Raw genomic sequence first — 14820 nt, 5'->3', positions numbered from 1 at the left:
GCTTCCCGGTGCTTTTCTTTCCTACAAAACTGGTTACGATGGGACGCGTATAACCTTCCTCATCCAATCAGCCCTTCCGGCTGCCGATTTCGAGAACCCGGTCCACCCATCCCTCATAAAATTTCTGTTCATGAGACACCAGAATAAGGGTGCCGCCGAAGTGAATCAAGGCGTCGCGCAAAGCGTCTTTCGCTTCCGCATCCAGATGATTGGTCGGTTCGTCCATGATGAGCACATTACAGGGCGAAAGCAGTAAACCGCACAGTTTCACTTTCGACTGCTCCCCTCCGCTTAGCGTACGAAGTGTTTGGGAAGCTCTCGTTTCATTTACTCCGCATTGTGCCAAATGACGCCGGATTTCTTTGTTGTTCAGCTGCGGATAACAGTCCGCTATAAACCGAACCGGTGTCAGAGCGTCGTCTTCCCAGATCAAGTCCTGCTCATAGTAGCCGGTCTTAACATGTTCCCCAAAACGGAATCCGCCGGAAATAACCGGAATCCTTCGCATGAGCGTTTTGAGCAGCGTGGATTTTCCGATCCCGTTAAATCCGGTGATGACGATCTTTTCCCCGCTTCTGACGGCAAAAGTTAACTTGGGCAGCAGAGGCGCCGCATACCCGGCTTCCAGTTCGTTTACACGAAGAGCCGTCTGAGACCCCAGCGGCAGTTCCCCAAAGCGGATGAACGGCCTCGCGACAAAAGCAGGCGCCTCGATCCGCTCGATTTTATCCAGCTGTTTTTGGCGTCCGCGGGCGATTCTGGAGTTAACTCCGGCCTTATTTTTACGGATATACGCCTCTGTCCTTTGAATCGTTTTCTGCTGGGCGTTGTACTGCCGGATATGATCCTCCCGTAAATGCTCCTTTTGCCGGAGGAAATGCGAATATTTGCCCGGGTATTTTTTGATCGATCCGCCTTCTATATCGCAGATGCCGGTCGTGATTTTATCGAGAAAGGCAGCATCATGCGAAATCACGACAAAAGCGTTAGTTAAGGACGTTAAATAATCCGCCAACCAGCTGACATGTTCTTTATCGAGAAAATTCGTAGGCTCGTCGAGCAGCAGCACATCCGGTTTTTCCAGAAGAAGCTTTGCCAGAATGACCTTGGCCCGCTGCCCTCCGCTCAATTCTTGAATGGGACGGCCGATACCGATGGCGCTCAGCCCCAGTCCGTTCACGACCTTCTGAATTGTACTGTCCACCTCATAAAATTGCAGCCTCTCCAGCTCTTCCTGATAGTGTGCGGCTTTGAGCAGCGGTTCTTCCATTCCGGTGCTTGCGCTCTCTTCATAGAGGGCGTTCATTTTCGTTTCCAGTTCGAACAGGGAGGCAAAAGCCGTTTTCAAATACTCCCCTATTGTCCGGTTTCCGTCGATGACGGCGTACTGGTCGAGATAACCGATCCGGATGTTCGACTGCCATCGGACCGTTCCCTCATCGGGTATCATTTTTCCCGTTAAAATGCCCAGCAGGGTGCTTTTTCCTGTGCCATTCTGCCCGACGACACCCAAGTGTTCCCCTTTGAACAATTCAAAATCGACCTGTTTATATAACGTTCTGTCTCCGAACGAGTGGGACATGCCCGTAATCTCCAGTAAGCTCATGTATGTCTTCTCCTTTTCCTCATAAAAAAAAGCAGAAAGATTGCGCCGATACGGCACAAGCCTTCTGCTTTCTGTATTTTGCGTGCAAATACAGCAATACGATCTTCAGCCGGAAACTGAACAAGGTATCACAAAAGGCTGCAGACAAAATATTGTCTGCAGCCTTAATCTAACCGGCGGACAGCAGCCCAAATAAGCACGAAGGTTTCATGCGAAATTTGAAAGCTATCAGCCGATGAATGAAAAGCGTTTCGCTTCTCGATTAAGCTCCGGACAACGTTTCATCGTTTGGTTCCGATTGTTCGGAGCAGCGTTTTGGATATCGTTTTTCAGTTTCCCAGCGGTTCATGTGGAATACTCCCTTTCATTTGGAGCTATTTTATAACGCTCTTGCACCCTTGTCAATACGTGGGTTTGGATAAACGAACCTGATCGAGAATGCGCTCGCAAGCAGCTTGGAGGGGGATGGTTTCTTTCAACCCGCTTCTGCGTTCTACAAACTCCACCTTGCCTTGCCCGGCGTCTTTGCCGATCACAATGCGGAATGGAATCCCGATCAAATCCGAATCCTTGAATTTAACACCGGGGCGTTCGTCTCTGTCATCCATCAGCGCCTCGATCCCGTTCTCTTGAAGACGCCGGTAAATGTCATTCGCCGCTTGAACTTGAACGTCGTCTTTGATAGAGACCGGAATGAGATGAACCTGATAGGGCGCCAGAGCCAGGGGCCAGATGATGCCGTTCGTATCATGATTCTGCTCGATCACGGCGGAAAGAATACGGGAAACGCCGATTCCGTAACAGCCCATTATCATGCGGGTGCTTTTGCCGGCCGCGTCCAGGAAAGACGCTTCCAGTTTATCGCTGTACTTCGTGCCCAATTTAAATACATGCCCGATTTCAATCCCGCGCGATAATTTCAGCACGCCTTCGGTACAACGCGGACATCTGTCTCCTTCTGCCGCTTGACGGAAATCGCCGACTTCCGAATCCGCCAAGTCACGGCCCGGATTGAGGTTTCTGTAATGATAGTCCGCTTCGTTGGCCCCTGCGATTCCAAACGCCATGCCGAGGACCTCTTCATCGACCAGGAGGGGAATGTTCAAGCCCAAAGGCCCGACAAAACCCGCAGGTGCGCCGGTTGCTTCCTCCACGGCTTCTGAATCCGCTATAGAGAGATCACCGGCCCGGAGATAATTTTTCACTTTAATCTCGTTCACTTCCCGGTCACCTCTTACGACAACGGCGATGGGTCTGGTATCTGCCGTATAAACAATCGTTTTCATGATATCGGAAGGACGAATGCCCAGCGACTGAACGAGCTGACCGATCGTGCGGATGTCGGGCGTATGAAACTTAACGGCCTTTTCCTCCGATCGTTCGACGGAATCCGTCCGCACGGTCCGTGATTCCGCTTGTTCCAGATTAGCCGCATATTCACAAACGGTGCAAGCCGCAATCGTATCTTCCCCGATATCGGCCAGCGCCATAAATTCATGGGTGCCGCCTTCTCCGCCTATCGCACCCGCATCGGCCTCGACTGCACGGAAGTTTACTTCACAACGCGTTAGTATCCGGTTGTAAGCTTGAAACATCTGCCGGTACGATTCATCCAACCCTTCCCAATCGGTATCGAAGGAATAGGCGTCTTTCATGAGAAACTCGCGTCCGCGCAGCAGGCCGAAACGGGGACGCCGCTCATCTCGGAATTTCGTCTGGATCTGATAGAGCGTGACCGGCAGTTTGCGGTAAGAGTTTATTTCCCCCCGCACGATCGAAGTAATGACTTCCTCATGTGTCGGTCCCAGCGTGAATTCCCGGTCGTGCCGGTCGTTCAGGCGCATCAATTCCGGGCCGTACACCGAGTATCTTCCCGATTCTTTCCACAGCTCGGCAGGCTGCAGAACCGGCATGAGCATCTCCTGGGCCCCGGCCCTATCCATCTCCTCGCGTACGATCTGCTCCGCCTTGCGCAGAACTCTTCTTCCAAGGGGCAGGTAAGTATAAATCCCCGCCGCCAGTTGGCGGATAAATCCCGCCCGCAGCATGAGCTGGTGACTGATCACTTCGGCGTCCGCTGGAGATTCTCGTAAAGTTGTCAGCAATAATCGGCTTTGGCGCATTGTTCCCTCTCCTTGTATGATCATGATGAAGCCCGTAAAAAAAACAAAAAGACACATCCGTCAGGGACGAATGTGTCGTGTTACCACCCTAATTCAACCGCGCAGGTGTGCGAGATCCTCATTCGGATAACGGCATGACCCGGTAACGGTTAACCAGCATCCTCAAATGAGGTTTCCGTTACAGCTGGCAAGGCGGGAGAGAGTCCAATCGCTTCGTGAAACCTTTCAGCCGGCGGGTTTCATCTCTGTACGGCGATCGCTGAACTCTGTATCCTTGTTCAACGCTTTTCACATGTAATTATTTTTATCAATTTACATGAAAGTTTTGCCGCCGTCAAGCGGGCCATACTAAGGGCCTCACTTTGTGCCTGGTGCGGACTACCGGTTCAGGTTAATCTGCCCGATTCAGGGAGGCGTAATTTTAGTCGAATATCAGGTACCAGTACAGCGCAATTTCATTGCTTTGTTTGTCGAGACCTTTATACAAGCAGGAGTCGAATCCGCCTAGGACAAACCCGCAGCTTTCATAAAATTTGCAGGCCCGGACGTTATTGTTTTGCGTCTCCAGCATGATCCCCGGCATTCCCCCTGCCCTCGCCCAGTTCTTGGCCTGGTCAATCAGCCTGCGGCCGACGCCGTATCTTCGGTAGGCGGGGTCTACTTTAATGTCCTCGACGTAAGCGTACCCGTTCCAGTTCTTACTAAGCAGAATTTGACCTGCGATCCGGTTATCCATACAGGCCAGATACATGACCTGATCGGGATTTCCGATATAGCCAGCATACCCGGTGTCCTCCGTTTCCCCGTCCAGCTCGTCCGCATACCTTTTCGTATAGCGGGGCACTTCTTCAACCGCATAGCCGATCCGCCGTTCCTCAAGAGTAAGGACGAGAACGGAATCGACGATAAAGCTCCCGTCCACCTCAATGCCCTCGAATTCGTCCTCCGCGGTTAATTCTCTGATCCGAATATCCATATCCATCCTCCCGACTGTTTGTTTTTGCAACCGTACAAGCATGAGGAACGAACGGATACCCGGTGGTCCGCGGACTTAACGAAACACGTAGTTCTCTTTCATCTTTCAACCTCCACAATCGAATTTTCAGGCAGCTTTTTTCTCCGGCAGCTCGTCCACGGGCCGCAAATAGGCCGTCTATTCGGCATCCGGCAATCCGTACTTTTGTATCCAGCCGTCCATATTTTTCTCAAACTTGCTCCGGGTCAAAATCTCGTGTGTGATAAAATGGCCGTTATAAAACAAGCTGTAACTGGTGTAAGGCGTTGGCGCGGATTGTGCTTCTCCGGTGGATGCGATTCGTCTGGTTTCAACCGGAATGGAACGCTCGCGTGCGCAATCCTCAAGCTCTCCCACGTAATGATCCGTATAGGGACACTGGGCGGTGTACAGAACCTGAAATCCTTTTACAACGTCCACTTTCTGCTCATGAACGCTTTGTTTAAACTTCGGTGTCGGAGCGTTTTTCTTGAATTTCCGCACGACTAACTCGAAATAAGGAGGCGCCTGATCGCAGACTTCGAATCCGTTATGGGTAAAAAAAGATTTGTCGGATAAATAGGGCCGCTTCGTCCGGCTCGTTACCGCTATCGCCCCATTCGTCGCGCCCGCTTCCTCCAGGCATTCCCTTAGAAGCTTTTTACCGTAGCCCTTGCCTTTGTATGAGCCGGCTACCCAGAAGCAGTTGATATAGAGGTAACCGGGAGCTTCCACCGGACACCAGGCGTATTCCGCCGGAATATATTCGATGAATACTTTCTGCCGGACATCCAGCTTTTTGAAACGCAAACCTTCCTGAAAGCGCTGCTGCAGCCATGCCTTTTTCAACTGGACTCCGTTGGCGCATTTCTTATCCGATATCGCACAGCAAATATGTTCCCGGCTGATATTCTCGGTGTTTAGCGTAATCATTCCCGGTTCGTTCATCCCGGCCCCTCCCTGATTCGTATACGTTAAGCTTACCTCAGCCCGGCGAAAAAAGCACGGACAGGATGGCGTCTATCAAGTACGCGGTTGAGGCAAAAAAAGACGCATCCTGTAAGAATGCGCTATCCGGGTAATTAAGAGAATATATCCATTTTTTTCAATGACACCACACGTTTTGAGTTAAACCTCAAGCCAGCACTTTCAAGACATCGTCGATTTTTTTGCCGCGGGAAAGAATGCCGTAGTTCATCCAAGTCAGGAAATCGACTTCATAGACGCTGTTGTTCCGCACTCCGGGCAGCAGGGCGAGCCGCTTGTCTTCACGGGCTCCGGGCGTGTGTCCCCAGCGCCTGTCAAACGTCACAAACAGATGATCCGCATCCAGCTTGGCCAGCCATTCCGGAGTCAAGGCGACACTTCTGCGCGAGCGGCCCGTTAATTGGCTGACGAGACGGTGCGGGGTCAGTCCTAAATCTCCGTAAAGAACGGGACCCGTGTAGCCTTGCTCCGGCCCGCCGTACAAGATAACGGCCTCGGCTGAAATGCGCAGGAACGCCACCGTCTGATCGCGAACGGAGCGTTCGAGGGCCTGTCTTGCTTTGTCCGCCTTACTTTCGTACTCGCCGATAATGTCCCGGACACGGCCCTTCTTTCCGAGCAGATCCGCCGTTTTATCCAGCGTGGATTTCCAGTCCTCCCCCGAATGAGCCATCCGATACGTGGGAGCGAGGCGGCTGTAGCCGGAAGGATGCGTACCGCCGTCCAATAAAATGAAATCGGGCTGCTCCTTCGTAAGCCCTTCCAGACTGCCATCCGAAACGTCGAATACAGGCACATCGCCCATGCCCAGATAATCCTGTTTTCCCCATCCCTCGCTGTACCACTGCATAACCGGCGTAATCTCAAGAGCCAGCAAAAAATCTTCCAGGCACGGAGCGAACACCCGGACATGCTCCCGGTGATTGCGCCGGTATTGTCCCGGCGTAATGCCGACCGTCTGCTTAAACCGCCGGTTGAGATAATATTCATTGTTGAAACCGGCATCTCCGGCTATGCCCGACAAAGGATCCTCGGTCAGCACGAGCAGCCGCTTCGTTCGTTCGATGCGGATCCGGTTCAAAAAATCGAGCGGAGTCGTTCCCGTCCGTTCTTTAAACAGACGGGAATACTTCCAGCGGTCCAAACCGGCGGCCGAGGCCAGCCCCTCTACCGTTTGCGTGCTCCGGTAATTATCCCGGATAACGGCAATCGAGCGTTCCACCGCCTGCATCGGATCGTGGCCGCCGGAGCCGGCAGCGCGCTGCTGCAGGAGGAAGCGGAGAAATTCCTGAAAGCGCACGTAGGAATCGAACGATTCGAATTCGCCGGCCGGCCGGCGGCGCTCATACAGCGCCTCCAGCATCGTAACGCAGGAGGCAAAGGAAAGGCAGACGATTTCGCCCGGTTCCAGCAGGTTCTCCTGCTCAGCTCCCCGAATCCGGGAGGGCACCTCGTCGCGCCTGTCGGCCGCGTCCGCGAAGTCGCTTGCCGCTTTCTCGCCAAGTGTTTGCCTAGCCAGGACTTCGAATTTCAAGAGGTAGAAGCTTAAATCCGCTGCAGCCGATTGGATGCACGCACCGCTTCCGGGAGCGGCCAGGTAGCACTTCCCGCGCCCCGCGGCATAACTTCCTCCGTTCAGCGCCATGCCGCCGCTTCCGCCGGTTACCGCCATAACGTAGTAGCTATCCGCTCCGGCAGCCTCCTGTTTCCATCCGGAAGAAGCCGTTTCTCGGCTAATACCGGTCAGCTCGTAAAACGAGGCTCGCCGAGCAAACGGTCTGTCTTGATTGTCATTCATGATCACTCATCCTCACGAGTTACTTGACCAGCAGCTTTAGCAGATCGTCTATTTTCATACCGTTAGCCAAAAAGGCGCCGGATTGCCAGTGAGTACGTTCCACTTGGTAGACGTGTCCTTTTTTGACCGCAGGAACCGACTTCCAGAACGGGCTTTTTAAAAGCTGAACGGCTTCTTTGTTTTCTTCGGAAGCCCAAGTGCCGTTGGAAGGCAGCAGGATAATATGATCGGCGTCAATCTGTGGAATCATTTCTTCGGAGATGATTTGCTGGAACTCCTTCATCTCTTTGACCATCGGAGGCGGAGTAAGTCCCAGATCGCGGTACAGAATGGAACCGATAAACCGGTTGTTGATGCCGAACAGCGTAAACGTTTTTTCTCCCACGTTCAAACGGATCACGGCCACCTTTTCAGTGCCGACGGCTTTCTCCAGAGCCGTTTTCGCATCGTCGACCTTTTTCCGGTATTCCTTGAGAATAGTATCTGCCTTATCCGGCATTCCCAGCAGATCCGCCGTAGTTTTAAGGATAGCGGATGCATCGTTCAGCATTTCGTCCGGCAGCCGGTAAGTCGGAGCGACTTTAGAATACATGTCATATCTGGCTTTGTCTGCCCCTCCATCTACGACAATCAGATCGGGAGAGGCATCTAAAAGAGCCTCAATGCTTCCGGTCATATCAAACTTCGGCACATTCAGCTTCAAATATTCCTGAATTCCCCAGTTAGGATGATACCACTGGACTACCGGAGTGACACCCAGAGCCGTTACGTAGTCTTCCATGTAGATGGCCGCCACCCTTTTCGGCTTGGCCGGAATTTCAACTTCACCGAAAGCATCTTTGACGACGCGTTTATCTTCCGTTGATTTCTCCCCTGCGGGAGTGCTCTGTACGGCCGCTTTTTCCACGCTCTCTCCTTGTCCTCCGCAACCGGTTATACTTGCCGCTAAAGCCAGTACTGGAAGCAGATTCCACACGGCCCTCTTCGAACGTTTCTCTCTCATATATCCTTTCGCCCCTATCAATGATTTTGATAATCATTCTCAACAATGCAGGTTTAGTCTACTTCACTTTCGCAGATTTCCGCAATACACATCGGGTATATTTTTTTATACATCCGTGAAAATGCATTATTTTCGATAGAGTACGGGCATTTAATTGTAAAATATCATTTTTCGTTGAATTTTATTATTTACGAAATTCAAAACTCAAATTAACATAAATATGTATTTTTACTAATATTGGTAAATCATACTTTTAAAATTTATGGAAAGGAGGTCGTATGACATGTCAAACCTACATGAAATACTCGCTCACAACCGTATTTTCGTGCAGGAAAAACAGGCTCTCCCCTTTCAGGCAATCCGATACCCGGAAACCAAAATAGTGATCCTCACCTGCATGGACACTCAGATTCCGGAACTCCTGCCCAAGGCGCTCGGAATTCGAAACGAAGATGCCGAAGTTATTCAAAATGCCGGCGCAGTCGTGTCTCATCCGTCCGGAAGCATCCTGAGAAACATCCTGCTTGCCATTTGCAAACTGAAGGCTAAGGAAGTATATGTAATCGGTCACCACGAATGCGGGTTGGGGAATTTTAGAAGCGCCGATGAGAACGAAAGCGTTCGGCAATTCGGTGTTTCAGATCCTTATATGCAGACGCTGTCGGATGCCGGCATTGATCTGGACGGGTGGCTGACCGGATTTTCCAGTATGGAAGAAAGCATTGCATACAGCGTCTCCATGATACGATCACATCCGCTGTTTCCGGAATCGGTTCTTGTACACGGGCTGGTTATTCATCCGGTTACCGGATGGCTCGATGTAGTCGTTGAAGGGAAACATATTCAGCCGAAAGAAGGTGTGTCCGCACTTCTGAATGCAGAAGCCGCTTCATTAGACGCCACAATTGAAAGGGGGAAATGAATAGCGCAGCAGAAAAAGGAAGGGGTGCCCGCGGAATTTGCGGGCACCCCTTTATCCGTTTTTCCGCTCCCTGCCGGAACGGATACGGCTTCTTTTACCGGCTCCTTTTACCGGCATCTTTCAGCACAAAGGCTTGTCCTGTCCTTTACTTATCGTTACTGATCTCGAACGATTTTTTTCCCCGTTCGCTCTTTACGATCCGCCTGCGTACGTAGAGGAAACCGACAAGCGCGCAGGACAGAGCCAGTCCCGCATAAATAACGGTCGAATAGATGTCCATATAGCCCACAATCGTCTCCCAAGATGCGCCTACGGCAGCCCCGACATAGACAAGGACACTGTTCCAAATAAGCGAACCCGCCGTAGTGAGAAGCAGGAAAGGAACGAAGCTCATGCCCGCACTTCCCGCCGGAATTGAAATCAGACTGCGGACCAGGGGCACGAGCCGTCCGAGAAACACGGCCCATACTCCGTACTTGTCGAACCAGGAGCCCGCTTTGCCGATGTCCTCCGGTTTCAGACGGAGAATCTTACCGTGCCGCGCAGCTAGCGATTGCAGGCGTTCCATCGACATCAGCTTTCCGGCCCCGTACAAGCAGACGGCCCCCACGACGGAACCGGCGGTTGCGGCCAGGATAACACCGAATGCCGTCAATGCGGATGTGGTCGTCATGAAACCGCCCAAGGTCAGGATGACCTCCGAAGGAATCGGAGGGAATAGGTTTTCCAGTGCGATCAGCAGGAAGATGCCGAAATATCCGAATGCCTCCATCGTTTCCGTAATCCACTGCTCCATTCGCATCTCTCCTCCCCGTCTTTTGTTAAACGAACGAAATTCCGCATCTCAGCTCTTTCAGACGGCCGTTTCTTTTTTTTCTTTCGACAGAAACCAGCCGCACAAGGCAATCAGAACCAGAACGGCATAAAACGTATATTTCCAGGCCGGCAGCTTCGCAAATCCTTCGGGCAGAACGGAAAGCGCCGGATGCGACAAGGTATACACAATCAGCTTGACCCCTACCCATCCCACAATGACAAACGCTGCAATTTCCAGGCCGGGTCTCCGGTTAAGAAGATTCACGAAGTAGGAAGCGGCAAAACGCATAATGATCAATCCGATGAGCCCGCCCGCAAAGACGATGAAGAATTGTCCCCCGTCCATCCCACCGATTCTGGGCAGGCCGCTTTCCGGCAGGGCCACCGCCAAAGCGACAGCCGCAAGAATGGAATCGACCGCAAAAGCGATGTCGGCCAGCTCGACCTTGAAAACCGTCGCCCAAAAGGAAGAGCCCGCTTTGACCTCTTTCTCTTTTTTGCTGCCGGTTTCGCCCTTCTTGACCAGAACTTTGCGGAAAATATGATTGAGTGCGATGAAGATCAGATAAACCGCGCCGATGGCTTGCACCTGCCAGACATCAACGAGAAAAGAAATAATGAACAGCGATAGAAAACGGAAGACGAAAGCGCCCGCCAATCCGTAGAAGAGCGCCCTTTTCCTTTCTTCTTCCGGTAAATGTTTGACCATGATGGCAAGTACAAGGGCATTATCCGCCGCGAGCAGTCCTTCCAGACCGACAAGCACGAGCAGCACCCAACCGTATTCGAGAATTAGCGAAACATCCATACGTTATCCTCCTGCAGGTTTGAGTTTGAGTTAAATCTTTGTCCGGGCGGATTATTTCAAGTCTCTGAGCAGCCCGTTCATTTTCTTGTAATGACCGCTTACCCTTTCGGCGAAAACCGAGTAAGCCAGCTGATTTTTAGCCATCAGGGACATCTCGTAATCCATATCAACACTATTTCCATTGGTGTTGAAAACATACGGACCGAGAACCGCGGTGTTAATGAGACCGGCTTCTCCTGAACCGGAAATCTTGAAATGCCGCTTGTGGGATGTAATCCCTTCCAAAGGCATCTTACCTTCCGTCGCTTTCTCCAGCTCCTCCTCGAAGGAAACAAACCGACTCTTGTAACCGGGGGTATCCACGTTTGCAAGATTGCTCAGGATCGCCTGATGCCTGGCCGCCGCAATGTCGAGCGCCTTCTCGTTCATCCGGGTCGTTGAAGAAACTAGCATGGGGTTGACACTCCTCCTCGTATAATCTTGATGCTGCGTTAATGAGATGAACTCGATAAACGGCGCCGCTTTTCCTCCCTCCCCCGAAATAGGGCCAAAATAAAAGCAGCCTTCACCGGTTGGCCGGCAAAGGCTGCTGTTTTGCTAAAAAATAAAAGACCATTGCCGTAAGGCAAAGGTCTCGCTAACAACGTGATCAATCTTACGTCGCATGCAAAGCCGGAGGCGATCAAGCCACGTAATGACGACTAAGCATGTATAAGCTACTCCCCTTTGAAGGGTATGAAATTAATCTCAAGGTAACAGATTCGTCTGGCCGTGTCAATCTTATTATTAAAGAACATTCGTTATATTCCGCCGAAAATTGCACGTTGTGCAAATTCAGCTTACGGATACCGCTATTTCTTCGTTTTTAACGAATCTTTTAAACAAATATCGAGCAGTCGGTCCTACAATAAGGAGTTGCAGAGGCAAAGCAAAACTAACGTTTTTAACTATCAAAGAAAAATAACTTTCAAGCAGTGATGTTCCTACCGGGGGGTAAGCAAATAAGAAGTCGCAAGTCCATACATAGACATAATCAGAACCATTCCGATGACCATAAAAAATGAAAGGGACAGAATCCGAAATAAACATTTTCTTTCTTCGTTGTCGGCAATTCCATCATCCTCTCTGTTTACCTTTGTTAGTATAGGGATAATGGAAGGCTCCGCATAAGTGACAAATTTGTGAACATTTTGACGCAGAATAATTCCCGCGTTTGTTTGTAACCCCCGCTACGCTGTCTAACTCCGCTCAACCAAATGAGACCGGGCACCCGCCAATTGCCGCAGGCTCTTGAGGTTGATCAGAAGAATGCCCACTATAATGGTAACGCCTCCTGCCAGCGACAAAAACGAGAGAGGTTCACCGTAGAGCACCACCCCAAGGCTAAGCGCGATCAGCGGAGAAATATAGAGCCAGGTGGACGGAAAAACGGGATTCGTCTTGGCTACAAGCCAGTAGAAGATCGTGTGCCCCATCATCGACCCGAAGACGATCAGATACAGCAGAGAAAAAACGGCTTCGGGAACGAGCATCGCTTCCATATGTACCTGCTCCGTGAATAGCGACAAAAGCAGAAGCATGAGTCCCCCGTACAGCATCTGCGCCGCATTCAGTGCGATCGGGGACGTATCGGAAAATCTTCGGATAACCCGCCGGGAATACACCGTACCCGCGGAATAAAAAACCTGCCCCATCAGAACCGCGATGCATCCCGCCACCCAGACCGCGCTGAATGCGACGGTCATTCCGGGGACGAGCAGAATAACGACGCCGGCAAATCCCACCAGACAGCCTGCCCAGGATGAAGCGGACATTTTCTGCCGGGTCATGCCCGTCTGCAGCAGCATAATCATAAGCGGAGCCGTTGCCGACAAAACGGCGGCGATCCCCGAGCTTAAATATTGCTCCGCCCAATAAAGACTCGCAAAAACACCGAAAGTGAGCCCGAGTCCGGTCAGCATCATCTCTTTGCGGAGCAGCAGCGAGAGCCGCGCCTTTTTTTGTACGACCATGACAATAAAAGGATAGCACCGGCAAGAAAAAAACGGACCCCGGCCGAGAAGAAGGGGGATGCCCCCGCATCGATCCCCACTTTGATGGCCAAAAAAGTTGTCCCGAAAATTAAACACATCAGGATATAGTTGAACGGGATCATTTCCATTCCTCCTTTTCCCCCAGTATAAACGGGAATAGACAGAACAGTTTTCAATGAACAGAACAGATTTACGCCGAAATCGGCTATACTGGAGGAAACCAACCCGAGGAAAAGAGCGATGTGTGGTGGAAAATGAAAACCGTTCGAACGTCCATTCCGATAAGCTTTTCGAACAAATTTACGATTACCTGCTGGAAAGAATCCGTCGCGGGGAATGGAAGGCGCATGACAAGCTCCCTTCAATCCGGTCGCTGGCGGCGGACCTTCGGGTGCACCGGCTGACGGTATTTAAGGCTTATCAGCTGCTGAAGCGCAATGGGGATGTGTACGTGAAGGATAAATCGGGTTACTACGCGCATCCCGACAGCCAGTCGATGCTGGGTCCGCTAAACGATCCGATCGTTTCCGCCTATGTGCATGAAAGCCACCTTTCGGAAATCCACCAGGTGCAGGCGGACTATCAATTTTCCAAGGCGCTGCTCGATCCTAATCTGCTGCCGAATCTTTATTTGTCGGAGTATGTAAAAAAAGTGTTCGATCTGTATCCGAAAGTGCTGGGCACCTACTCTACCGTTCAAGGAGACCAGGAGCTGCGTGAAGCGCTTTGCGGATATTTTACGAAAGGCTTTCATTTCTTCGTGTCTCCCGAGGAATTGTTGATCACCTCCGGTTCTCAGGAGGCAATCGATCTGGTCGCCAGAGTCCTCGTTAGACCGAGAGATGCCGTCATGCTGGAGCGGCCTACTTACAGTCCGGCCATAGACGTTTTCAGCCGCCAGGGCGCCAAGATCATCCCGGTCGATATTCATCCGTCCGGCTACGATCTGGAGCAGGTGGAACGGATTATGCAGACCGATAGGCCGCGCCTTTTTTACCTCAATCCCACTTTTCACAACCCGACGGGGTTCACGATTCCGGCCGAGCAACGCAAGAAATTGGTGGAGCTGGCGGAAACGTACAAGTGCCTGCTGATTGAGGACGATCCGGGACGCGATATTTATTTCGGCGATGAGCCTCCCCTGCCGCTCTTTTCCTACGATACGGCAGGATACGTCATCTATCTCCGCAGTTTCAGCAAATATATCGCTCCCGGGCTCAGCATTGCCGCCGTCGCCTGCCGTCCGTCGTTCATGAACTACCTGATCCGGGCCAAATCGTTATCCGACAGCGGGGCTCCGCTGCTGAATCAGAAGATTTTTCTGCACTATTTCTTTTCCGAACGGATGCAGCAGCATTTGGCGAAACTAAGAATTGCCCTTGCCGTACGCAAGGACATCATGGAAGAAGAATTGTCCGGAACCGGGTGGCAATGGACCAGCCCTGCGGGAGGCTTTAATCTATGGGTAGAGCTGCCGGCTTCGGTGCCGATGGACCGTCTGCTCAGCCGCTGCATGGAGCAGTCCCTCACCTTCGTTCCCGGTATGATCTGCGATCCGCTGAGAGAGTCAACATCCCGGGTGCGCATGAGTTATTCCTATTTGAATGAAGCAGAGCTGCGCGCAGGGTTAAGGCGGTTTAAAGAAGTGGTTTTTTCCTTGTTAGCGGAAGTCCGTTAGAGGAAAAATCGGGGAATGTCGCGATTGTCTGAAGCCAATCCGGGACGGGGCG

At 51.6% G+C, this 14820-nt stretch carries 11 protein-coding genes and 1 pseudogene; 2 read left to right on the top strand and 10 right to left on the bottom strand.

What is annotated here, in order from left to right; genetic code table 11:
* Nucleotides 1–67: 67 nt before the first annotated feature.
* From AC2TF6_RS12845 to AC2TF6_RS12820, 6 genes are all read right to left on the bottom strand, one after another.
* Nucleotides 68–1606, bottom strand: coding sequence for an ABC-F family ATP-binding cassette domain-containing protein (locus AC2TF6_RS12845; RefSeq protein WP_491311341.1), 1539 nt, complete (start codon nucleotides 1604–1606; stop codon nucleotides 68–70).
* 401 nt (nucleotides 1607–2007) lie between these two features.
* The gene (locus AC2TF6_RS12840) at nucleotides 2008–3729 is read right to left on the bottom strand and encodes a proline--tRNA ligase (RefSeq protein WP_491311340.1); all 1722 of its coding nucleotides are present in this window, start codon (nucleotides 3727–3729) and stop codon (nucleotides 2008–2010) included.
* A 421-nt stretch (nucleotides 3730–4150) separates the two neighbouring features.
* Nucleotides 4151–4705 carry a GNAT family N-acetyltransferase gene (locus AC2TF6_RS12835; RefSeq protein WP_491311339.1) on the bottom strand — a complete coding sequence of 185 codons (555 nt, stop codon included), beginning with the start codon at nucleotides 4703–4705 and terminating at the stop codon, nucleotides 4151–4153.
* A 177-nt stretch (nucleotides 4706–4882) separates the two neighbouring features.
* The gene (locus AC2TF6_RS12830) at nucleotides 4883–5671 is read right to left on the bottom strand and encodes a GNAT family N-acetyltransferase (RefSeq protein ID WP_491311338.1); all 789 of its coding nucleotides are present in this window, start codon (nucleotides 5669–5671) and stop codon (nucleotides 4883–4885) included.
* Between the two features lie 187 nt (nucleotides 5672–5858).
* A complete protein-coding gene (locus AC2TF6_RS12825; RefSeq protein ID WP_491311337.1) occupies nucleotides 5859–7508 on the bottom strand; it encodes an AraC family transcriptional regulator in 1650 nt (549 codons plus the stop codon).
* Between the two features lie 19 nt (nucleotides 7509–7527).
* Nucleotides 7528–8511 (bottom strand): ABC transporter substrate-binding protein, encoded by a 984-nt coding sequence (locus AC2TF6_RS12820; protein ID WP_491311336.1) that lies wholly within the window; start codon nucleotides 8509–8511, stop codon nucleotides 7528–7530.
* Between the two features lie 283 nt (nucleotides 8512–8794).
* On the opposite strand from AC2TF6_RS12820, the gene AC2TF6_RS12815 reads away from it, so the two are divergent.
* Nucleotides 8795–9433 carry a beta-class carbonic anhydrase gene (locus AC2TF6_RS12815; protein WP_491311335.1) on the top strand — a complete coding sequence of 213 codons (639 nt, stop codon included), beginning with the start codon at nucleotides 8795–8797 and terminating at the stop codon, nucleotides 9431–9433.
* A 145-nt stretch (nucleotides 9434–9578) separates the two neighbouring features.
* On the opposite strand, the gene AC2TF6_RS12810 is transcribed toward AC2TF6_RS12815, so the two are convergent.
* From AC2TF6_RS12810 to AC2TF6_RS12795, 4 genes and pseudogenes are all read right to left on the bottom strand, one after another.
* Nucleotides 9579–10229 carry a DedA family protein gene (locus tag AC2TF6_RS12810; RefSeq protein WP_491311334.1) on the bottom strand — a complete coding sequence of 217 codons (651 nt, stop codon included), beginning with the start codon at nucleotides 10227–10229 and terminating at the stop codon, nucleotides 9579–9581.
* 57 nt (nucleotides 10230–10286) lie between these two features.
* A complete protein-coding gene (locus tag AC2TF6_RS12805) occupies nucleotides 10287–11057 on the bottom strand; it encodes a TerC family protein (protein ID WP_491311333.1) in 771 nt (256 codons plus the stop codon).
* 51 nt (nucleotides 11058–11108) lie between these two features.
* Nucleotides 11109–11510: a flagellar basal body rod protein FlgB gene (gene flgB / locus AC2TF6_RS12800; RefSeq protein WP_218231121.1), complete on the bottom strand. Its 402-nt coding sequence runs from the start codon at nucleotides 11508–11510 to the stop codon at nucleotides 11109–11111.
* Between the two features lie 785 nt (nucleotides 11511–12295).
* Nucleotides 12296–13212, bottom strand: a pseudogene (locus AC2TF6_RS12795) (DMT family transporter).
* A gap of 122 nt (nucleotides 13213–13334) precedes the next feature.
* Here AC2TF6_RS12795 and AC2TF6_RS12790 point away from each other — a divergent pair.
* Entirely contained in the window at nucleotides 13335–14768 is a 1434-nt protein-coding gene (locus AC2TF6_RS12790; protein ID WP_491311332.1) for an aminotransferase-like domain-containing protein, read from the top strand.
* Nucleotides 14769–14820 lie beyond the last annotated feature (52 nt).

This window comes from Paenibacillus sp. JNUCC 35, from assembly GCF_058269095.1.
Note: the sequence above shows the minus strand (reverse complement) of the source record. Positions and strands in the feature narration are given on the sequence as shown.